Raw genomic sequence first — 20,346 nt, 5'->3', positions numbered from 1 at the left:
CGGCCGCCGTCGTGCGCCGGCGGGAATCAGCGTGCTGGCTCGGGGATGACCCATTCGAAGGCGCGGGCCCGGGATCGGGCCCCCTGGGCCGCGCGCGATCGGTTGGGCTCGTCGAGGTCGGCCAGGAGGGCCTCGGAGATGCGCACGAGCTCGGCGAGGGCCTCCGGGGTGAACCAGTCGGGCCGGGTCGCGAACAGGATGTCCTCGCTCGAGGTGTTGCCGCTCGCGCCCGGGGCGAAGGGGCAGCCGCCCAGTCCGCCGAGGGCCCCGTCGACCATCGACGCGCCCGCCTGGATCGCTGCGAGCGTGTTCGCGACGCCGAGACCCCACGTGTCGTGGCCGTGGTAGACGATCTCCCGCTCCGGTGTCTCTTCGCGGACGCGCCCGATGAGGTCCGCCACCTGGGCCGGGACGGCCTGGCCCAGGGTGTCGCAGATGACGACTCCCTGGGCGCCCTCGGCGCGGGGATCGTTGGCGATCGCGATGACCCGGTCCGGGTCCACCGGGCCGTCGAACGGGCAGGTGAAGGAGGTCGCAATGCACAGCTCGACGGCGGCGCCCGCCTCGCGGGCCATGTCCAGGGCGGCGGGCATGGCCGCCAGGCTGGCCTCCGTGGTGCGCCCGATGTTCGCGAGGTTGTGCGCGTCCGTTGCTGAGAAGCAGTACTGGAGGTTCCTGGCACCCGCCTCGAGCGCGAGCTCGACGTGCTTGGGGGTCGCGACCCACAGCCAGCAGGGGGCGAGCTCCTCGGGCGTGAGGGAGCGCACGACGTCGAGCGTGTTCGCCATGGGCGGGACCTTGTCCGGCCGCGCCATCGAGCCGATCTCGAGGGCCGGGACGCCGAGGGCCAGCAGCCTCCGGACGATCTCGACCTTCCGCTCGGTCGGCAGCACCTTGCCCGTGAGCTGGAGCCCGTCGCGGAGCGTGACGTCGCGGAGCCGGGCCGCGGGGGCGAAGGCGAAGCTCATACCGCCACCCCCTCGGCCGCGCGCAGGATGGCCCGGATCTCGTCCTCGGACTTCTTCAGCAGGTCGCGGCAGATCTCCTCGGTGTGCTCGCCGAGCTCGGGGCCGAGCGAGCGGATCGGCAGCGACTCGCCCCCGAGCACGGGGACGATTCCGGGGAAGCCGACGTCGGGGATGGTGCGCTCCCCGGTGGAGACGTCGAACCGCTGGATCATGTTCCTCGCTGCGTACTGCGCGTCGCCGCAGATGTCCTCGGCCGTGTAGATCGGCCCGGAGGGCACGCCGGCGTCGTCGAGCACCGCGAGGGCCTCCTTCGGCTCGAGGGTGGCCGTCCAGGCGCCGATAGCGGCGTCGAGCTCGTCGCGGCGCGCCCACCGGCCGGCGTTGCTGGCAAGCGAGGGGTCCGCGGCGAGGTCCGGGCGACCGATGATCTCCATGAGCCGGCCGAAGATCGAGTCCCCGTTCCCGGCGATCACGATGCTGCCGCCGCCCGCGCACACGTACGCGTTGCTCGGCGCGATGCCCTCCATCCGGCCGCCCGTGCGCTCGCGGCGCACGCCATAGGCCTCGAAGTCCGGGACCAGCGACTCCATCATCGAGAACATCGCCTCGTTGAGCGCGACGTCGACCATCCGCTCCCCGAGCGGGAGGCTCCGCTGGGCGCCCTTGGCCCGCTCGCGCTCGAACAGGAGCATGACCGAGCCGAAGGCCGCGTAGAGCCCGGCGATGGAGTCCCCGATCGAGATGCCCACGCGCACCGGGGGCCGGTCGGGGTCGCCCACGAGCTCGCGGAACCCGCCGACTGCCTCGGCGACGGCCGCGAACCCGGGCCGCGCCGACAGGGGGCCCGTCTGCCCGTAGGCGGACAGGCGGGTGACAATCAGGTCCGGGTTGGCCTCGCTCAGCACGTCGGGGCCGAGGCCCCACCGCTCGAGGGTGCCGGGGCGGAAGTTCTCGAGGAGGACGTCGCAGTGCCGCACGAGGTCCAGCACGAGCTCTCGCCCGGCATCGGAGCGGAGGTCGAGGGCGATGGACTTCTTGTTGCGGTTGATGGTCCGGAAGAGCATCGAGGTGCTGCCCTCGTAGAGCCGCCAGTTCCGCAGCTCGTCACCCGTCCCCGGCCGCTCGACCTTGATGACTTCGGCCCCGAAGTCGGCGAGCATCCGGCCCGCGGTGGGCGCGGCGATGTAGTTGCCCAGCTCGAGCACCCGGATCCCGGCCAGGGGCGCCGGCCGGGATCCGTCCTCCGCGGGCCGCGGGTGGGGCTCAGGCCGAGACGTAGTCATTGGTGTACGTCTTGCTCAGGTCGATGTCCTTGTTCCCCACCTCGGGGTTGGCCACGCGCTGCGTCTTCAGGACCGCCTCGGTGCCGTCCTGGGTGAACTTGCCGTCCTTGCTCAGCGTCTTCTTGAGATCGTCGATGACCTTGGCGTACTGGGCCTTGTCGCCCCCGGAGAACTTCTCCGGCATCTTGTCCGCGATCTCCTGGCCGGAGTGCTGGCTGATGTAGTCGAGGGTGCGCTTGATGGCCCGGGCGAGCTTCTTCCCCGTGTCCTCGTTCTGCTGGAGCCAGTCGGTCTTGGCGTACAGGCAGGCGGACGGCCACGAGTCGGTCCCGAACACCTCCTTGAGCCCTTCGACGGACCGGACGTCCTCGAGGATGACGGGCTGCTTGCCGAGCTGCTTCGCGAGCACCGAGATGTCGGGCTCGAGCATGACCGCGGCGTCGACCTGGTTGTTCTGCACGGCGGCTACGGCGCTCGAGCCGGCGCCGATCGCGGAGACCGCGGCGTCCGTGGGCTGGAACCCGTTCTTGGAGAGGAGGTACTTGACGAACATGTCGGTCGAGGAGCCGGGGGCGGTGACCCCGACGTTCTTGCCCTTGAGGTCACCGATCGACTTGATGCTGCCCTCGTTCTTGGGGGCCACGATGAGGGCAAGGCCGGAGGACAGGCCCATGTCGACGAAGGCCTTGATGCTCTGGTTCTTCGCCTGCATCTGGATGGTGTGCTCGTAGTACCCGCACGTGACCTGGGTGCTTCCGCCGAGCATGGCGGTGAGCGCCTTCGACCCGCCCTGGAGGTCCTGGAGCTCGACGTCCACGCCCTCCTCCTTGTAGTAGCCGAGCTGCTCGGCGAGCGTCGCCGCCATGTAGGTGAGGAGGGTCTGGCCGCCGACGCCGATGACCACCTTGGATCCGGATCCGCCGCCGGCCGCCCCGGAGGCTCCCGAGGGCGCGTTCTGCCCGGGCGGCGCCGAGGACGGGGCGCCGCAGGCTGCGAGCGCGAGCGCCGCTGCGGTACCTCCGGCAACCGAGAGGACCCGGCGGCGGGTCCAGCCGGCCGTGACCGCGGGAGCCTGCTGGGATGGGCGAGACGACGTCATAGGGAATGGTCCTTCCTGGGACAGGGAGCGGGATTCTTAGGCGGACTGGGCGGGACGCCAGCGCAGCAGGTGGCGCTCGATCCGGTTGACGATGAGGTCGATGATGAGCACGACGATCATGAGGATGAACATCCCGGCGAACACCCCCTTGGTGTCGAAGACGCCCTGGGCCTGTGCGATGGCGTAGCCCACGCCACCGGAGGCGCCGAGGTACTCGCCCACGACCGCGCCGGTGATCGCGAACCCCACGCTGATGTGCAGGCTCGAGAAGATCCACGTCAGGGCGCTCGGGATGAAGACGTGGCGCAGCAGCTGCTTCTCGCTCGCGCCGAGCATGCGGGCATTGTCGATGAGCACCCGGTCCACGCTCTTGACTCCTTCGAGAGTGTTGAAGAAGACGATGAAGAAGACGAGCGTGAAGCCGAAGGCGACCTTGGACCATATGCCCAGGCCGAACCAGAGCAGGAAGATCGGGGCCAGGACGACGCGCGGGAGCGCGTTGAACATCTGCAGGAACGGCTGGAAGAGCCGCTCGAGGAAGGCGACGCGTGCAAGGACGAAGCCGAGCGCGAGGCCAGCCGCCGCGCCGACCGCGAAGGCCAGCAGGGCCTCCTGCATCGTGATCCACAGATGCGGGAAGACGTAGCCCGAGGAGATCCACAGCCAGACGGTCTGGAAGATGTCCGAGGGCAGCGGGAAGAAGAACGGGTCGATCACGCGGGCGCGCACCAGCAGTTCCCACGCCACGAGCACGACGACGGCGAGGCCGAGCTGGAGGAGGCGCATCCCTGCGGTCTGGGCCGCGCGCGTGCGGGGCCCCTTGCCCCGCGAGCCCGAGCTGCCCGCCACAGACCGTCCCATCGGCTTGGCTCCCTGTCGATTGACGTTGGCGACGGTCATTCCGCCCCACCTCCCGCAAGTGCCGAGGACTGATAGGTCTTGGAGACTTCGACGCGGAGGCGCCCCCAGATCTCGCGGTGCAGCTCGACGAACTGCGGGTCGTCGCGGATCTCGAGGAGGTCCCGCGGCCTGGGGAGGGTGATGTCGTACGAGGCCACCACGGTGCTGCCCGGGCCGGCGCCGAGGATGACGACCTCGTCGGAGAGGGCGATGGCCTCGTCGAGGTCGTGGGTGATGAAGATGACCGCCTTGCCGGACTCCTGCCAGAGGGCCAGGAGCTCGTTCTCCATGATCTGGCGGGTCTGGACGTCGAGGGCGGAGAACGGTTCGTCCATGAGCAGGATGTCCGGGTTGACGATCCACGCCTGGGCGACGGCGGTGCGCTTCCGCATGCCGCCGCTGAGCTGGTGGGGGTAGCGGTCCGAGAAGTCCTTCAGGCCCACCTTCTCGAGCCACCTCTGCGCCTCGGCCCGGGCATCCGCCTTGCCCACGCCGGCCATGGTGAGGCCGAGGCTGACGTTGTCGATCACGGTCTTCCAGGGGAGGAGCCCGTCCTGCTGGAACATGTAGGACGCGCGCCGGTTGACGCCCTTGACCTGCTGCCCGAAGCTGCGGGCGGTCCCCTCGGTCGGGGACAGGAGGCCAGCCGCCATGTTCAGGATCGTGGACTTGCCGGAGCCCGTGGGGCCGACGACCGAGACGAACCGGCCGGGCCTGACCTTGAGGTTGATGTCGCGCACCGCGACATAGGTGTCACCGCTGGGCGTCGTGAATTGCTTCGTGCAGCCCTCGAGGTCCACCGCGTACTCGTCGACAGCCGTGTGCCGGACCATCCCCACTCCCCTAACCTCACCACATCGTGGGTTCAAGTTCAGAATATGGGTCGAGCGTAGCAGTGACCCCCGTCACGCTCAACCCCCGGGGGCGGGTTCGACGGCGCAACCGCGCACTCCTACACTCAGTCCATGACAGAGCGGGACTCGGCGGCCGCACCGCTGCTCGTGCTGAAGAAGATCACCGCGATCCTGAGCGCCTTCTCGCTGGCCCGCCCGGAGCTCGGCCTCGCGGACATCCGGGCATCCACCGGCATTCCGCACTCGACCGTGCAGCGGCTCGTGGCGAACATGGTCCAGGAGGGCCTCCTGGACCGGCACGGCGACAGGTACCGGGTCGGGCTGAAGGTCGCGCACTGGGCCGCGCCGGCGACGCAGGGGATCGACTATCTCGAGCTCATCACCCCGGTGCTGCGCCGGCTGCGGGACCAGCTCACCGAGACGGTCTGCCTCTTCAGGGCTTCGGAGGGCCGGCGCGTGTGCGTCGCCGTGGCCCAGACGCAGCACCTGCTCCGCCGCGCCGTGGAGGTGGGGAGCATCATGCCGCTCCACGTCGGCTCTGCGGGGCGCGTCATCCTGGCCTGGTCCCCCGAGGTCGCGCAGGAGGTCTACTCCGCCGGCCTGGATGCCATCACCGACCAGACGATCACGAGCCCGGACGCCCTCCGGCAGGCCGTCGCCCAGACCCGCGCGGACGGCTACGCCATCACGACCGGCGAGCGCGTGACGAGCGCGAGCGGCCTGTCCGCGCCCGTCTTCGGCCCCCAGGCCGAGCTCTTCGGCGCCCTGTCCGTCATGGGCCCGACGGTCCGGATGCCGCGCGAGGTGTGCGAGTCGTGGGTCGAGCCCCTCCTCGCGGCCGCCGAGGAGGCGACCCGCCTCCTCGGCGGACGGATCCCGGCCGCGGCCTGACCGCTGGAGCGCGGCGGGGCTCGGGAGGCTACCGGTGCTCCAGGACAGCGAGTCCGCGCCGGAACGATGCGGCGACGGGCTTGCCCCGGGACCACCGGATCATCCTGCAGACCAGCTTCCCCCGCACGGTCGTGCCGGTCCGGTCCCACGTCACGTGGACGATGCTCCCTCCGGCCGCACGCGGCCGGATCTCAGCGGCCACGTAGCTGCCGGGAGCCGAGAAGTTGCTCGCCTGGACGGTCCAGCGCACCCCGCCCTGGGACCACTCATAGCGCTCGCGGGCCCACACGTTGCCACCGGGACCCCTGCTGCCCTCGCGGACCTCGGCGCTGGTCTCGCCGACGGAGTACACCTCGTAGAGCGAGGGTTCGATCCCGGGCCACAGCTGAGGGCGGCGCTCAGAGAAGTCGAGCAGTGCAGCCCGTACCTGCTGGGGGCTCGCGGTCGTCTCGAGATCGAATTCAACAGCCATGCCGTTCATGTCTCCAGCATCCGGCGTGGGGAGCACGGCCCGCATCGCGTGATCGCGCCATGGCCCGCACTCAGGGGTGGGGCCATGGCGCGACAGCGGGACGCGGCTGCAGGGGTGCGGGAGGCTACGCCTCGGGCGAGCCGGCCGCCGACGGCGAGCGCCCGCCGTCGTGCGCGGGAGCCGCTCCGAGCGCGCGCCGGGCGGCGCGGCGCCGCACGAACGGGTAGACGACGAGGAGCAGCCCGAGCGCCCCGAGGCTGAGCCAGACCTGGGGGGCGGCGTCCGGGTCGAGCGCCATGAGCACGACGATGAGCCCGACGGCGGCGAGGACCACCGCGTTCAGCCACGGGTGCAGCCACATCTTCAGGGTCAGCCCGGCCTTCTCCCGGTCGCTCATGCGATTGCGCAGGCGCCACTGCGTGAGGGCCACGAACGCATAGACGAAGAGGGCCACGCAGCCCGCAGAGTTCATGATGAAGTCGAAGACGTCCTTGGGCGCCACGTAGTTCGCCGCGATCGCCACGTAGCCCACGACGGTCGAGAGCAGAATCGCCTTCCAAGGCACCCCCGCGCGGTTGCGGTCCTCCACCCAGCGCGGCGCGTAGCCGTGCTTCGAGAGCGCGAAGAGCATGCGGGAGCCCGAGTAGAGGCCTGAGTTGAGCACGGACAGCGCCGCGGTGAGCACGACGGCGTTCATCACCTGCTCGGCGCCGGGCAGCCCGAAGCGGCCGAAGGCGAAGGCGAACGGGCTCACCTTGGCGGGCAGCTCGTCCCAGGGGACGACCATGAGAAGGATCGCGACGGAGCCGACGTAGAACAGCAGGATCCGCCAGACCACCGTGTTCGTGGCCCTTGCGACCCCCTTGGCCGGCTGGTCCGACTCGGCGGCGGCCATCGTGACGATCTCGGTGCCGAAGTAGCTGAAGATCACGACGGCGACGCCGTTGAACACCGCAGCCCAGCCGTGCGGCATGAAGCCGTGGTCGGTGATGTTGGCGACCGAGCCCGTGGAGCCGGGGATGATTCCCAGGACGTAGAGCGTGCCGACGCCGAGGAACACGACGATCGTGGTCACCTTGATCGACGCGAGCCAGAACTCCGTCTCGCCGAAGGACCGCAGGGACATGAGGTTCGTGAAGGTGAACACGAGCATCCCAGCGAGCGCGAACGTCCAGTCCGGGACGCTCGGGAACCACTCGTGGAAGATCTGTCCGACGACGACCGCCTCGAAGGCCACGACCCCGACCCAGAAGTACCAGTAGAGCCAGCCAATGGTGAAGCCCGCCCAGTTGCCCAGCCCCTCGCGGGCGTACTCCATGAAGGAGCCGACGACGGGCCGGTTCGTGGACATCTCGCCCAGCATCCGCATGACGAGGACGACGAGGGCGCCGCCGATCGCATACGAGAGCAGGGCCGCGGGTCCCACCGCGCGGATCACCGAGCCGGAGCCGACGAAGAGGCTCGCTCCGATGATGCCGCCGAGGGCGATCATGGTCAGGTGCCGCGGCCGCAGCCGGGCGCGGGGGTCGGACTCCGTCGTCCGGACCGCGCCGCTGCCGGGGGCCGCGCGGTCCGCTGGGTCTTCTCGGGTGGGCGCAGCGAGGTTGTCAGGTGCCTGCATGCGGATCTCCGTTCCATCCGGGGCGATCGGCGTGGTGCCGATCACAGTGCCCCGTCAGGATGCGCGATCCAGGTCACATCGCGCGATGGAGGAACCGCACTGCGCAGGCTCCGACGGCTGGATGCTTCGTCCTTGCCGTCAGTCCTTTCCCAGCCACGCCGAGGCAGCGACCACGAGGGCAGCCGTGCCGGTGCTGAGCGTGGGCTCGAGGGCCGGGGCGAACTTCGGGGAGTGGTTCGCGGGGAGGGAGCTCACCTCGCCCGCGGCCTCGGCTGCCCGGTAGGCCTCCGGATCGACCATGCCGACGCCCCAGTACGTGTAGGGCACACCGAAGGCAGTGGGGATGTCGCTGAAGTCCTCGCTGGCCGTCTGGCGCCCGTAGTCGCCGACGGCCTCGGGCGGGAAGTACGCCGCGAACGCCTCGGCGACCTTGGCGGTGACGCCCGGGTCGTTGTCGGTGAGGGGGTAGCTGTTGTAGATCTCGATCTCGGGGTCGCGGGGCGAGCCCGACGCCGCCGACTCGGCCTTCGCGATGCGCTCGATGGCCGCGAGGAGCTGGTCGCGGATCCCCTGGCTGTAGGTGCGGATGTTGAGCTCGAGGACGGCGTGGTCGTCGATGATGTTGCTCTTGGCGCCCACCGCGATGCGGCCCACCGTCAGCACGGCGAACTCGCCCGGCGGGACCTCGCGGGCGACGACCGCCTGCAGCCGCACCACGACCATCGAGGCCAGCACGGCCGGGTCGATCGACAGGTGCGGCATGGATCCGTGGCTGCCGCGGCCGTAGAGCGTGACGCGGATGCTGTCCGCCATGGAGAGGAACGCGCCCGCGTACGTGCTCACGGTTCCGGCGGGGTGCACGAGGATGTGCTGGGCGAGGGCGACGTCGGGCTTCGGCACTGTGGTGACCAGACCGCCGTCGACCATGGTCTGCGCACCGTCGCCGAGCTCCTCCGCGGGCTGGAACAGCGCGATGAGCGTCCCGGACCAGGCGCCGCGCTCCTGGGCGAAGAGCCTGGCGGCGCCGAGGAGGCAGGCCGTGTGGGCGTCGTGCCCGCACGCGTGCATGACCGGCGTCTGCTTCCCCGTCTCGTCCGTCGCCGTCGCCTGGCTCGCGTAGTCCAGGCCCGTGGCCTCGGCGACGGGCAGGGCGTCCATGTCCGCGCGCAGGAGGACCGTGGGGCCCTCGCCGTTGCTGAGGACTCCCGCGAGGCCCGTGCCGCCGATGCCCTGGTGGACCTCGTACCCGGAATCCCCGAGCTGCTCGGCGACAATCCCGGAGGTGCGGACCTCCTGGTGGCTCAGCTCGGGATTGAGGTGGAAGTCCTTGTAGAGCGACTCCTGCCAGTCGGCGATCGCCGCCTGGCCGGAAAGGATGGTGCGTGCGGATTCAGCAGATGCCATGGCCTTCTCCTTGCTGCAGCAGGGGCTGTCGGACTGAGACTACTCCGCCCCTCACTTCGCCGGCTCTGCCTGTTCCCTGCCCTTCGGGACGGTGACCATGATCGAGACGATCGCGACGATGACCATGAGCAGGTTGAAGGCGAGGGCGACGACGGCGGCCTGGCGCAGCGCCGTATTGTCGGTGCGGCCCTGGTTGATGAGCACGTCGCCCACGAACTGGGCGGCGCCACCGGTCCCGAAGGCCGTGAACAGCGCGAGGGAGATTGCGGCGCCGATGGCGCTGCCCAGCGACGAGGCCATCTTGTAGATGCCCGCGCCCGCGCCGGCCTGGTTGGCCGGGAGGTTCGCCAGGGCGGCATCGGTGGACGGGGTCGCGTAGAACGCGAGGCCGAGGCCGAACAGCGCGTAGGCGGCGACGGCGAGCCACGAGTACGTGCCCAGCAGGAGGTTGGTGGGCATGAGCAGCAGGACCGCGAGCATGACGATGAGCGAGCCCCAGATCATCGGCTGCCGGGGCCCGAAGCGCTGGAGGAGCTTCTCGCCGAGGCGGATGAACGCGATGATCGTAACCGCGTAGCCGAGGGTCAGCAGGCCAGCGTCCGAGGCCTTCATCCCGCCGGCGAGCTGGAGCAGCTGCTGGGTGACGATGAGCAGGCCGATCGTGCCGTTGAGCAGGAAGTTGGAGATCGTCGCGCCGGTGAACGTGCGATTCGAGAAGAGGGCGAAGTCGATGAACGGCTTGGGAGCCCGCCGCTCGATCCGCACGAGGAAGGCCAGGCCCACGACGGCGACGACGGCCAGTCCCAGCGTGATCGGGGACGCCCAGCCGATCTTCGCCCCGAAGATCAGCACGATCATGAGCGCGAGCATCGAGACCATGAACACCGCCACGCCCGGGAGGTCGAACCTGAAGGCCTCGCCGGTCTGGGCCACCCTGCTCTCCGGCGTGCCGCGCAGGAGCAGGATCGAGATGACCGAGATGACGATCGAGGCGATGAAGATCCAGCGCCAGTTCACGAGGGTCGAGACGTAGCCGCCGAAGATGGCGGCGAGCCCGGACCCGCCCCATGAGCCGATCGACCACATGGACACCGCGCGCTGCCTCCCGGGCCCGTCCCAGTAGGTCTTCACGAGGGCCATCGTCGCGGGCATGATGCACGCCGCGGAAAGGCCCTGGACGGCACGGCCGCCGAGCATGAGCGGCAGCGCGAGCGGCCCCGTAGCGAGGACGATCATGAGCGAGCCGAGGATGCCGAGCCCGTTGCCGATGAGGCTGATGCGCACGCGGCCCACACGGTCCGCGAGCCCGCCGGCGACCACGATGAACATGCCGGAGAAGAGCGCCGTGATGGACACCGCGAGGTTCATTGCGTCCACGCCGACGAACGGACTGTTCCAGGTCTTCGCGACAGGGTCCGAATAGGGGCCGTTGACGTCGGCGAGGATGTTCGGGGCGACGGTTCCCATCGTGCCGGCGAAGAGCCAGAAGGTGATGACGCCGAGCACGATTCCCAAGAGCAACTTGTCGTTGCCCTGGTAGGTGGTCCGGGCTGGGGCTGGGGTGGTGCTTGCCATGACAACTCCTCGCTGGAGCGGCTGCCGCCTTAATGGTTGATTCTTCAACTATGCGCCCGGAAAGGCGTGCTTTTGGCACCGTTTGCCATCCTGTGCCAAGTGTCGTCCGTCACGCGTAGGCGGACACCGGGACGTTGGGCCCTCCTGTGAGCCCCTTCGCCCGCCGCCCGTCAGCGGAGCGCGAGCCAGAGGTGCGCCGCGACGTCGGGATCGTCGAGGTCGACGCCGAGCAGCTCGCCGGCCCGGGCGATCCGGTTGCGGACGGAGTTGCGGTGCACCCCGAGGTCCCGCGCCGTCCCCTCCCACTGGCCCCGGTTCTTCAGGTACGCCCGCACGGTCGGGAGGAGCTCGCCGCCCGCGTCGGCCAGCGCCTTGGCCCATTCGTCCGCGGGGAGCTCGAGACCGTGCCCCACGCGCACCAGCGTGCCCGCGGGGGCCTGCCCGGCGGCATCCGCCACCTGCCCGACGATCTCCCGCACCCGGCGCAGCGGCACCGGGCCGCCCCAGGCACCGCGGGACCCGGGTGCGAGCCGCGGCCGCGGGGTGTCGGTGGGCAGGAGGACGTACAGGAGGCCGCCGAGCTCGAACGCGAGCGCCTCACCGGGGAGGCTGGGACCGCCGCGACGGGGCGCGGCGTCGAGGACCGCGAGGTACGCCGACTCCGGCAGCGGGGTTCCCATCTGGTCGGCCAGGAGACGCGCGGCGTCGTCATGCCCCCCGAGGACGAGGGCGACGAGCATCCCGTCGCTGCGCGTCCGCTCCTCCTCGGCCCGGCGCAGGCCGGCAGCCCGGTGGGCGAGGAGGGTCGAGGCCGTGAGGAACAGGTGCCGCTCCGCGGGGGCCAGCTGCCCGCCGCGGCCCAGCGCGAGGTACGCCCCGCCGGAACGGCTGTCGGAGAGCGGGTACAGGGCGGCCGGCCCTGAGGAGAGCTCGAGCGTCGCGGTCGCGCCGCGGCCGGCGGCGCGGAGGGCAGCCGCCTCCCGGGCGAGTTCGGCCAGCAGGCCCGCTGGGGCGTCGTCCGGTCCTCCGGGCCCCGCGCACGACGGCGCCTTCTCGCCTTCCGGCAGGTAGGCCACCCAGGTGCCGAGAGCGTGGGCGAGCTCGCGCACGATGGCGGGCTCGGCGTCGCCCTTCGACGCTGCACGGGTGAGCGCGACCTGGAGGCCGAGCAGGGCGGTGAGCTCCGCCTCTCCCCCACGGCGGACCAGCTCCCAGTACGCACGCGACACCGCCAGGAACGGCGACTCCCGCGGAACCGTCAGCAGCGGCAGGCCGGCCTCGACGCACGCCGCCCGGAGTTCGTCGGGCACCATGCTGTGGCCGGACCCGAGGCCCAGGCCGAGTGCGGCGACGCGCCCCTCGACGAGGCGCCGCACGTAGGCGGTGGCCGCCTCGGCGCGCTCGGCCCCGTCGCGCCCGGCCAGCTGCATCCCGACGGTCAGGAGCAGCTCGCCTCCGTCGAGGAACACGGTCGGGTCCTCGAGCTCCGAGACGTGGACTCCCGTCAGCTCCACGCGCGGCAGCGGGACAGGCCAGTACGGGACGAGGTCCCCGCGGGCGGCGTCCGCGAGCTGAGCGAGGGTGATCATCGCCGCGTCCGGTTCTGCTCAGTTCGGAGGACGAGCACCGGCGTGTCGCGGCGGGACACGCCGCGGCGCGCGGGTCGCCGGGCGGCAAACCGAGCAGGAGCGGACGCGGGGACCCCAGCCCCGCCGGGCTGCGCCGCCGCGCGTGCCCCTCGCACACATTCGGTTTGTGCAGTAGGTCTCATGAGACCCCAGTATGGGTCATAACATCCACAGACTGGGCGTCGCGCGGTCCCTAGTGTGGTCTCAACCACACAGCCTTCCATGACCGGGAGAGATCCATGACTGACATCGCCGTCGCCCCATCCTCCGCAGCCGCCGTCGCCCCGCGCGCCCGGCGCCTCGCCACGGAACTGCCCGGACCGCGCTCCCGCGAGCTCGAGGCCGAGCGCCGCCGCCACGTCACGGACGGGTTCGGCGTGACGCTGCCGGTGTTCATCGACCGGGCGGAGGGATCGCTGCTCGTCGACGTAGACGGGAACCGGATCATCGACTTCGCGGCCGGCATCGCCGTGACGAGCGTCGGGGCCGCGAACCCCCGCGTCGCCGAGCGGGCTGCTGCGCAGCTGTCCCGGTTCACGCACACGTGCTTCATGGTCACGGAGTACTCCTCGTTCGTGGAGGTCTGCCGCTGGCTCAACGAGCACACCCCGGGCGACTTCGAGAAGCGCACCGCGCTCTTCTCCACCGGGGCCGAGGCCGTGGAGAACGCCATCAAGATCGCCCGCTCGGCAACCCGCAGGCCCAACGTCCTCGTGTTCGACGAGGCCTACCACGGGCGCACCCAGCTCACCATGGCCATGACCGCCAAGGAGAACCCGTACCGCATCACCTTCGGCCCGCTCCCGGGCTCGGTCTTCCGGGGCCCGACGGCGCCCGCGCACCTCGCGCCGTCGGCTGCGGGCGAGGCGGACCGGACAGCGGCCTTCGTTGCCCAGGCCCTGGCCGGCGTCGAGGAGGTCCTCTCCTCGGCGGGCCCCGAGACCTTCGCCGCCATGGTCATCGAGCCGATCCAGGGCGAGGGCGGGTTCGTGGTCCACGCCCCGGGCTTCCTCGCGGGGCTGCGGGAGCTCGCGACGCGCCACGGGATCGTCCTCGTGATCGACGAGATCCAGGCCGGCATGGGTCGGACCGGCACGCTGTTCGCCTCCGAGCACGACGGGATCGCCGGGGACATCACCCTCTCGGCCAAGGCGCTCGGTGCGGGCCTCCCGCTCTCGGCCGTGACCGGGCGCGCCGAGCTCATGAACGCCGTCCACGCGGGCGGCCTCGGGGGAACCTATGCGGGCAACCCGGTCGCGTGCGAGGCAGCCCTCGCCGTGTTCGAGCTCCTCGAGGACGGCGCCCTCCTCGCCGGGGCCCGCGCCGTCGAGAAGGCGGTGCGCGAACGGTTCGAGCCGCTCCTTGCGCTCGACGGCGTCGTGTCCGTGCGCGGACGCGGCGCGATGATGGCGATCGAGTTCGGCGACGCCTCCGGCCCCCGCGCCGACCTCGCGAAGGCCGCCTCCGCCGCCGCCAACGCCGCCGGCGTCCTGACGCTCACCTGCGGGACGCACGGTAACGTCATCCGGCTCCTGCCGCCGCTCGGCATCGAGCCCGAGGTCCTCGATGAGGGCCTGGCGGTGCTCGAGGCTGCGGTGCGGGAGGCGCTGTCATGACCGCGATGCCGGGCCGTGCCGGCGGTGAGGTGCCGGCGGGAGGCGGCCCCGCGGCGTCGTGCATCACCGAGCCGGCCGACGGCGCCCCTTCCTTCGGACAGGACCACGCGCCACAGCGCGGGGTTCCGTCCCAAACGGGGGGCCGCGCTCCGGGCACAGCCCCGCTCGCGGGAATCCTCGTCGCAGACTTCTCGCGGGTGCTCGCGGGGCCGCTGGCGACGATGACGCTCGCGGATCTGGGGGCGCGGGTCGTCAAGGTCGAGCGGCCGGGCACCGGGGACGACACCCGGCACTGGGGCCCGCCCTTCTCCGCGACGGGGGCAACCTACTTCGAGAGCGTGAACCGGAACAAGGAATCGGTCGAGCTGGACCTGGCCGATTCGGAGGGCCGCGCCCTGGCTCGGGAACTGGCGCTGCGGGCCGACGTGCTCGTGGAGAACTTCAAGCCCGGCGGCCTCGAGAAGCTCGGGCTCGGATACGAATCCCTCGCTGCGGAGAACCCGCGGCTCGTGTACGCCTCGATCTCCGGGTTCGGGTCCTTCGGCGGGCGGGACCTGCCGGGGTACGACTTCATCGTCCAGGCCCTCGGCGGGCTGATGTCCATCACCGGCGCAGCCGATGGCGAGCCGGGTGCGGGACCCACCAAGGTTGGAGTCGCCGTCGTGGACGTGCTCACGGCCAAGGACGCGACGATCGGCATCCTGGCGGCACTCGCCGAGCGGGCCTGCACGGGCCGCGGCCGGCGGGTCGAGGTGAACCTGCTCTCCTCCCTCCAGGGCGCGCTCGCGAACCAGGGGCAGGCGTACCTCGGCGCCGGGGCCACCCCGCGGCGGATGGGCAACGACCACCCCTCGATCGTGCCGTACCAGCTGCTCGCGACCGCGGACGCGCCGCTCGCCGTCGCCGCCGGGAACGACGGGCAGTTCGCCCGACTGTGCGAGGCGATCGGGTCCCCCGAGCTCGCCGCGGACCCGCGGTTCGCGACGAACGCCGCGAGGGTGGCCCACCGGGCCGAGCTCGTCCCGCTGCTCGAGGCCGGGCTCTCGACGGCCTCGGCCGAGGTGTGGCAGGACAAGCTCGCCGGCCTCGGTGTCCCCTGCGGGCGCGTGGCCGGGATCGGGGAGGGGCTCGACTACGCCGAGTCCCTCGGCCTCGCACCCACGGTCGAGGTCCGTGACCGCTCGGGGGCGGCGGTGGGCCGGCAGGTCCGCCACCCCATCACCTGGACCCCGCCCCTGCCGCCCCGCACCCAAGCCCCGCCCGCGCTGGGAGCGGACACGGCCGACGTCGTGCGCTGGCTCCGCGAGTAGCCGCGCCACCGCTCCCACTCGCCCTTCTGGGTGTTGTGGGGTCCTTGGCGGGGCGTTCTGGAGTCTCTGGTCACGGCCAGGGACCCCACAACCGGCCGCCAGGGACCCCACAACCGGCCGCCAATGACCCCGCAACGTGAAAGGACCTTACCGATGACTGCCACCGCTAGCCTGACGGGCATGGACACCGCCGTCTCTGACCTGGCCACCCGCCGCCTCCCCGACCCCGCCGACCTGATCTCCTTCGACTCGCTCCTGACGCCGGAGGAACTCGCCCTCCGCGACACGGTGCGGGCGTTCGTGAAGGAGCAGATCAAGCCGAACATCGCCCGCTGGTACGAGGCCGCGCACTTCCCACTCGAGATCGTCCCCGAGATGGCAAGGCTCGGCCTGCTCGGGATGCACCTGCACGGCTACGGCTGCGCCGGCCGCTCCGCCGTGGAGTACGGCCTCGCCGGGGCGGAGCTCGAGGCCGGCGACTCCGGCCTGCGCACGTTCGTCTCCGTCCAGGGCTCCCTGGCCATGTCCGCGATCCACAAGCACGGCTCCGAGGAGCAGAAGGCCCAGTGGCTGCCGCAGATGGCCGCCGGCGAGGCGATCGGCTGCTTCGGCCTCACCGAGCCCACCGCCGGCTCCGACCCCGGCTCCATGACCACCCACGCCCGCCGCGACGGCTCCGGGGACACCGCCGACTGGATCCTCACCGGGAAGAAGCGCTGGATCGGCCTCGCGAACGTCGCCCAGGTCGCAGTGATCTGGGCCCAGACCGGCGAACACGGAGACCCGCGCGGCGTGCGCGGCTTCGTCGTCCCCACAGACACCCCCGGCTACACCGCCACCCCCATCGAGCCCAAGCTCTCCATGCGCGCCTCGATCCAGTGCGAGATCGAGCTCGATGAGGTCCGCCTCCCCCACGACGCCGTCCTGCCGGACGTCACCGGGCTCAAGGGCCCCTTCTCCTGCCTGAACGAGGCCCGCTACGGCATCATCTGGGGCGCCATGGGCGCCGCCCGCGACGCCTTCGAGGACGCCCTCGCCTACTCCAAGGAGCGCCTCCAGTTCGGCAGGCCCCTTGCCGGGTACCAGCTCACCCAGGCCAAGCTCGTGGACATGGCCCTGGAGATCAACAAGGGCTTCCTCCTGGCCCTGCACCTGGGCCGGCTCAAGGACGCCGGCAAGCTCGCCCACCACCAGATCTCCGTCGGGAAGCTCAACAACTGCCGCGAGGCCATCGAGATCTGCCGCGAGGCCCGCACCATCCTCGGCGGCAACGGCATCACGCTCGAGCACTCGCCGCTGCGCCACGCCAACAACCTCGAGTCCGTGCGCACCTACGAAGGCACCGACGAGGTCCACACCCTCATCCTCGGCCAGCAGCTCACCGGAGAGGCGGCCTTCCGGTGAGCGCGGGGACCGACACAGCGCGGGTTTCGACTCCGCTTCGCTCCGCTCAACCACCGCAGCTGCGGCTCCTCATCGGCGGCGAGTGGGTGACGGGCGACGGCGCCCCGCTCGCCTCCCGTAACCCGGCCCACCCCGAGCAGGTGGTGGCGGAAGGCACCCAAGCCGTCCCCGGCGACGTCGACCGCGCCATGCGCGCGGCCCGCGCCGCCCAGCGCGAGTGGGCACGCACGCCGATCCACGAGCGCGGCTCCGTCCTGGCCCGCGCCGCCGCGGACCTCGAGGAGCGCGCGGACGAGCTCGGCCTCGAGCTCACCCAGGAGGAGGGCAAGACGCTCGCGGAGGGGCGGGGCGAGGTGCTGCGCGCGGCGCAGATCCTGCGCTACTACGCCGGCGAGGGCGACCGCGTGGCCGGCGAGCACTTCGCGTCCCCGCGCCGCGGCGAGCGGATCCTCGTCACGCGCAAGCCGCTCGGCGTCGTGGGGATCGTGACGCCGTTCAACTTCCCAATCGCCATCCCGGCGTGGAAGATCGCGCCCGCCCTCGTGTACGGGAACGCGGTGGTGTGGAAGCCGGCGTCGACCGTGCCGCTGCTGGCGGTGCGCCTCGCCGAGGCGCTCGAGTCGGCGCTGGCGGCCGCGGGCATGCCGGGCGGCGTGCTCAACCTGCTCATCGGGCCGGGCGCGCTCGGCACCGAGCTGGTGCGGCACCCGGAGCTGGACGGGCTCTCCTTCACGGGGTCCACGGGCGTGGGCCGCATGCTCGCTGGCGAGGCTGCCTCGCGCGGCGTCCCGTTCCAGGGCGAGATGGGCGGGAAGAACGCCGCGATCGTGCTCGCGGACGCGGACCTGGACCTCGCCGCCGAGCAGGTGCTCTTCGGCGCCTTCCGCTCGAGCGGGCAGAAGTGCACCGCGACCTCGCGTCTCGTCGTCGCCGAGGAGATCGCCGACGAGTTCCTCGCCAGGCTCGCGGCGCGTCTGGACACGTGGCGCGTAGGCGACCCCAGCGACCCGACCGTGCACATGGGGCCGCTCGTCACGGGCGACGCCGCCCGCTCCGTCCGCGCGGCCGTCGCCGCCGCGGAGGCCGACGGCGCACGGGTCGCCTACCGCGGGCAGGTGTCTGACGGCGGCGTCTCACCCTCCGCGTTCGTGCCGGCGACGGTCCTCGAAGTCGATGCCGAGAGCTCGGTCTGGCGCGAGGAGCTGTTCGGGCCAGTGCTCGCGGTACGCCGTGCGGCGTCGGCCGAAGAGGCGTTCGCCCTCGCCGAGGACTGCGAGTTCGGGCTCTCCGCGGCCCTGTTCACGCAGGACATCGCCACCGCGCTGGACGCGGTGGACGCCCTCGACGTCGGCATCCTGCACGTGAACTCCGAATCCGCCGGCGCCGACCCGCACGTGCCCTTCGGCGGGGCGAAGAAGTCCGGGTACGGGCCCAAGGAACAGGGCGGCGCGGCAAAGGAGTTCTTCACCCACACCACCACGGTCTACCTGCGGGGGTAGTGCACGACGCGCCCGATGCAATCCACGCGCGCGCGCAGGAAGCCCGTCTGGGAAGCCAGATCAGTCCGGCTCCCCGACGGGCTTCTCGCGCTGCTGATCCTCCCTTTGAGCGCTCTCGTGCTTCGCTCCCTCGATCTCCCCCCGCAGCGACAGGTACAGGTTCGCCACGACGGCCGCGTCCGTCAGGCTCCCTCCGAGCAGGTCCTCCGCCTTGCGCAGCCGGTACCGCACCGTGTTCCCGTGCACGAACAGGTCACCGGCGGTCGCAGCGACGTCCATGCCGCGTGCAAGGTACCTCACGATGGTCGCGAGGAGCTCGGGGTCGCGACGCAGCGGGGCGGCGTACCGCGCCACCTTGTCCCGGTCCCGCCGGGAGCGCCGGCGGGCTAGGAGCCACGAGGCGGGGTCGACGTCGTCGATCTTCACGACAGCGCCGAGCCCAGGACTTCCCTGGGCACCCACTCCCAGGCGTTCGACGGCGATCTCCGCCGCCGCTTCCGCCTCGCCGAACGCGTCCGGCGCCGCGGAAAGGTCCGTAAATGGCTCCGAGAGGCCGAGCGATGCGCGCGACGACGCGGCGGCGGTCCAGGGTTCGAGCCCGGGACCGTCCGCGACGAGGGCTGTGAAGCCGGGCGGTGCCGCGGGCGAGCGCCCGCTCTCGGCCAGAAGGAGCCCGAGCGTCTGCTTCTCGGCGCCTTCGAGCAGCGACTGGATCGCACCGCCGTCGAGCGCGCGGCCGTCGACACTGCGCGCCACGAGGGCCCGCACGGGCGCGAACGGCCGGAAGAGGAACGGCTCGAGCCGTTCCCAGTACCGCTGCTCACGCCCGAGCGGGATGCCGTCCTGGAGGTCCGTCAGCAGCTGGACGCCCTCGTGCCGCTGCCTCGAGACGGCGAGCCGGTTGATCGCGTTGATGCCGCCGAGGAGCCGCTGCGCCGTCTCCAGGAGCATGGATCCGAGCTCGACGACGGCGCCCGGGGTGCGGCTCGCGATCGCGATGATGTACATGTTGCCGCGCAGGGCGACGGAACGGCCCATGACGGTCCAGCGGCCGATCTCGAACGCCGGCCCGGACCAGCGCCGCTGCTGCAGCTCCGCCCAGATGAGCTGGAGGGGCCCGGCGCCCGTCGACTCGACCGTCCTTCCGGTCGGCCCGTAGAGTACCGCCGTTCCCCGGGCGAGCGAGGCGAGCCGAGCGACGAGCGCCTTGGTGGGCTCCTCGCTCGAGAGCGAGTCGACGAGCTCGTTCGTCAGCCGGACGGCGCGCCGCAGCTGGTATGCCTCGGGGGCGCCGGCGGATGCGTTGATGTAGTTCTCGACCCGGTAGAACGGGACCTCCGCGCCGACCTCGTACAGCGGGAGCCCTGCGGCCCGGCAGGCGGCTACGAGGGCCGCCGGCACGTGCGAGAAGTTCACCCCGACCCCGAAGAAGAGCGCGACGACGCGTGCCCGCTTGAGGCCCTCGACGAGCCGCCGCGCTGTTTCCCCGTCCGTCTCGACGCCGACGAGCCGCAGGCCGGTTGTCAGCATGACGGATTCCGGTTCGAGCCATCGACCGGGATCGTCGATCTCGCTCGAGTGCGCCGAGCGCACGACCAGGGAGGGCTCTCCGGGGACGACGGCAGCGAGGTCGAGGTCGGGCTGGGCCAGCACGTCGCCGAGGGTCACGGCTGGCAGGGTCACGGCGGGCAGGCCCACGGAGGGCAGACCCCCTGCGGTGCTGGGCTCGTCGTCGTCCATCATTCGGGTCCCTTCCGGCGCCAGTCCGGCTCGTTTGTGAGAATCACAACACAGGCGCTGGCGCTCTTCAATTCCGCCAGTG

General features: G+C 71.6%; 16 protein-coding genes. 5 read left to right on the top strand and 11 right to left on the bottom strand.

Features of this window, described 5'->3' with window-relative positions:
* Nucleotides 1-26: 26 nt before the first annotated feature.
* Genes ABD298_RS15045 through ABD298_RS15025 form a run of 5 tightly spaced genes read right to left on the bottom strand, consistent with a single transcriptional unit; the run spans nt 27 to nt 5,083 of the window.
* Complete coding sequence (locus ABD298_RS15045; RefSeq protein ID WP_344300570.1) at nt 27-968, bottom strand: beta/alpha barrel domain-containing protein; 942 nt, start codon at nt 966-968, stop codon at nt 27-29.
* Nucleotides 965-2,251, bottom strand: coding sequence for a CaiB/BaiF CoA transferase family protein (locus ABD298_RS15040; RefSeq protein WP_344300569.1), 1,287 nt, complete (start codon nt 2,249-2,251; stop codon nt 965-967). Before ABD298_RS15040 ends, ABD298_RS15045 begins: the two co-directional genes overlap by 4 nt.
* The gene (locus tag ABD298_RS15035) at nt 2,232-3,350 is read right to left on the bottom strand and encodes an ABC transporter substrate-binding protein (protein WP_344300568.1); all 1,119 of its coding nucleotides are present in this window, start codon (nt 3,348-3,350) and stop codon (nt 2,232-2,234) included. Before ABD298_RS15035 ends, ABD298_RS15040 begins: the two co-directional genes overlap by 20 nt.
* Nucleotides 3,351-3,386: 36 nt before the next feature.
* On the bottom strand, nt 3,387-4,250 hold the full coding sequence (locus ABD298_RS15030; RefSeq protein WP_344300567.1) for an ABC transporter permease: 864 nt from the start codon (nt 4,248-4,250) through the stop codon (nt 3,387-3,389).
* Nucleotides 4,247-5,083: an ABC transporter ATP-binding protein gene (locus tag ABD298_RS15025; RefSeq protein WP_344300566.1), complete on the bottom strand. Its 837-nt coding sequence runs from the start codon at nt 5,081-5,083 to the stop codon at nt 4,247-4,249. The genes ABD298_RS15030 and ABD298_RS15025 overlap by 4 nt, the downstream gene beginning before the upstream one ends.
* Nucleotides 5,084-5,215: 132 nt before the next feature.
* Between ABD298_RS15025 and ABD298_RS15020 the strand changes: the two genes are divergently transcribed.
* Nucleotides 5,216-5,995 carry an IclR family transcriptional regulator gene (locus tag ABD298_RS15020; RefSeq protein WP_208710553.1) on the top strand — a complete coding sequence of 260 codons (780 nt, stop codon included), beginning with the start codon at nt 5,216-5,218 and terminating at the stop codon, nt 5,993-5,995.
* Nucleotides 5,996-6,023: 28 nt separating this feature from the next.
* Here the strand turns inward: ABD298_RS15020 and ABD298_RS15015 are convergent, their stop codons facing one another.
* The 5 genes from ABD298_RS15015 to ABD298_RS14995 form a co-directional block, all read right to left on the bottom strand.
* Entirely contained in the window at nt 6,024-6,467 is a 444-nt protein-coding gene (locus tag ABD298_RS15015) for a hypothetical protein (protein ID WP_344300565.1), read from the bottom strand.
* 124 nt (nt 6,468-6,591) lie between these two features.
* Complete coding sequence (locus ABD298_RS15010; protein WP_344300564.1) at nt 6,592-8,088, bottom strand: amino acid permease; 1,497 nt, start codon at nt 8,086-8,088, stop codon at nt 6,592-6,594.
* A gap of 138 nt (nt 8,089-8,226) precedes the next feature.
* Nucleotides 8,227-9,492, bottom strand: a complete 1,266-nt coding sequence (locus tag ABD298_RS15005; protein WP_344300563.1) for an amidohydrolase — start codon at nt 9,490-9,492, stop codon at nt 8,227-8,229.
* Nucleotides 9,493-9,543: 51 nt separating this feature from the next.
* Nucleotides 9,544-11,067: an MFS transporter gene (locus tag ABD298_RS15000; RefSeq protein ID WP_344300562.1), complete on the bottom strand. Its 1,524-nt coding sequence runs from the start codon at nt 11,065-11,067 to the stop codon at nt 9,544-9,546.
* Between the two features lie 170 nt (nt 11,068-11,237).
* The gene (locus tag ABD298_RS14995; RefSeq protein ID WP_344300561.1) at nt 11,238-12,656 is read right to left on the bottom strand and encodes a helix-turn-helix domain-containing protein; all 1,419 of its coding nucleotides are present in this window, start codon (nt 12,654-12,656) and stop codon (nt 11,238-11,240) included.
* A gap of 278 nt (nt 12,657-12,934) precedes the next feature.
* Here ABD298_RS14995 and ABD298_RS14990 point away from each other — a divergent pair, with 278 nt between their 5' ends.
* The 4 genes from ABD298_RS14990 to ABD298_RS14975 all read left to right on the top strand — a co-directional run bounded on the left by ABD298_RS14990 (nt 12,935) and on the right by ABD298_RS14975 (nt 18,524).
* Entirely contained in the window at nt 12,935-14,311 is a 1,377-nt protein-coding gene (locus ABD298_RS14990) for an aminotransferase class III-fold pyridoxal phosphate-dependent enzyme (RefSeq protein WP_344300560.1), read from the top strand.
* Nucleotides 14,308-15,621 (top strand): CaiB/BaiF CoA transferase family protein, encoded by a 1,314-nt coding sequence (locus tag ABD298_RS14985; RefSeq protein WP_344300559.1) that lies wholly within the window; start codon nt 14,308-14,310, stop codon nt 15,619-15,621. The genes ABD298_RS14990 and ABD298_RS14985 overlap by 4 nt, the downstream gene beginning before the upstream one ends.
* Before the next feature lie 180 nt (nt 15,622-15,801).
* Nucleotides 15,802-17,025 carry an acyl-CoA dehydrogenase family protein gene (locus ABD298_RS14980; RefSeq protein ID WP_344300585.1) on the top strand — a complete coding sequence of 408 codons (1,224 nt, stop codon included), beginning with the start codon at nt 15,802-15,804 and terminating at the stop codon, nt 17,023-17,025.
* Nucleotides 17,022-18,524 (top strand): aldehyde dehydrogenase family protein, encoded by a 1,503-nt coding sequence (locus ABD298_RS14975; RefSeq protein WP_344300558.1) that lies wholly within the window; start codon nt 17,022-17,024, stop codon nt 18,522-18,524. The genes ABD298_RS14980 and ABD298_RS14975 overlap by 4 nt, the downstream gene beginning before the upstream one ends.
* Before the next feature lie 60 nt (nt 18,525-18,584).
* Here ABD298_RS14975 and ABD298_RS14970 read toward each other — a convergent pair whose 3' ends face one another.
* Entirely contained in the window at nt 18,585-20,267 is a 1,683-nt protein-coding gene (locus ABD298_RS14970) for a helix-turn-helix domain-containing protein (RefSeq protein ID WP_344300557.1), read from the bottom strand.
* Nucleotides 20,268-20,346: the final 79 nt, after the last annotated feature.

Source organism: Sinomonas flava (genome assembly GCF_039531875.1).
Lineage (GTDB): Bacteria > Actinomycetota > Actinomycetes > Actinomycetales > Micrococcaceae > Sinomonas > Sinomonas flava.
This window is presented reverse-complemented; position numbering and strand designations above follow the sequence as displayed.

Bases quoted from the DNA above. Each gene is read 5' to 3' on its own strand.
- ABD298_RS15025 (WP_344300566.1), bottom strand. From the start codon at position 5,083: ATGGTCCGGCACACGGCTGTCGACGAGTACGCGGTGGACCTCGAGGGC.
- ABD298_RS14985 (WP_344300559.1), top strand. From the start codon at position 14,308: ATGACCGCGATGCCGGGCCGTGCCGGCGGTGAGGTGCCGGCGGGAGGC.
- ABD298_RS15030 (WP_344300567.1), bottom strand. From the start codon at position 4,250: ATGACCGTCGCCAACGTCAATCGACAGGGAGCCAAGCCGATGGGACGG.
- ABD298_RS14970 (WP_344300557.1), bottom strand. From the start codon at position 20,267: ATGATGGACGACGACGAGCCCAGCACCGCAGGGGGTCTGCCCTCCGTG.
- ABD298_RS15005 (WP_344300563.1), bottom strand. From the start codon at position 9,492: ATGGCATCTGCTGAATCCGCACGCACCATCCTTTCCGGCCAGGCGGCG.
- ABD298_RS15045 (WP_344300570.1), bottom strand. From the start codon at position 968: ATGAGCTTCGCCTTCGCCCCCGCGGCCCGGCTCCGCGACGTCACGCTC.
- ABD298_RS14995 (WP_344300561.1), bottom strand. From the start codon at position 12,656: ATGATCACCCTCGCTCAGCTCGCGGACGCCGCCCGCGGGGACCTCGTC.
- ABD298_RS15015 (WP_344300565.1), bottom strand. From the start codon at position 6,467: ATGGCTGTTGAATTCGATCTCGAGACGACCGCGAGCCCCCAGCAGGTA.
- ABD298_RS14990 (WP_344300560.1), top strand. From the start codon at position 12,935: ATGACTGACATCGCCGTCGCCCCATCCTCCGCAGCCGCCGTCGCCCCG.
- ABD298_RS15000 (WP_344300562.1), bottom strand. From the start codon at position 11,067: ATGGCAAGCACCACCCCAGCCCCAGCCCGGACCACCTACCAGGGCAAC.
- ABD298_RS15035 (WP_344300568.1), bottom strand. From the start codon at position 3,350: ATGACGTCGTCTCGCCCATCCCAGCAGGCTCCCGCGGTCACGGCCGGC.
- ABD298_RS15020 (WP_208710553.1), top strand. From the start codon at position 5,216: ATGACAGAGCGGGACTCGGCGGCCGCACCGCTGCTCGTGCTGAAGAAG.
- ABD298_RS15010 (WP_344300564.1), bottom strand. From the start codon at position 8,088: ATGCAGGCACCTGACAACCTCGCTGCGCCCACCCGAGAAGACCCAGCG.
- ABD298_RS14980 (WP_344300585.1), top strand. From the start codon at position 15,802: ATGGACACCGCCGTCTCTGACCTGGCCACCCGCCGCCTCCCCGACCCC.
- ABD298_RS15040 (WP_344300569.1), bottom strand. From the start codon at position 2,251: ATGACTACGTCTCGGCCTGAGCCCCACCCGCGGCCCGCGGAGGACGGA.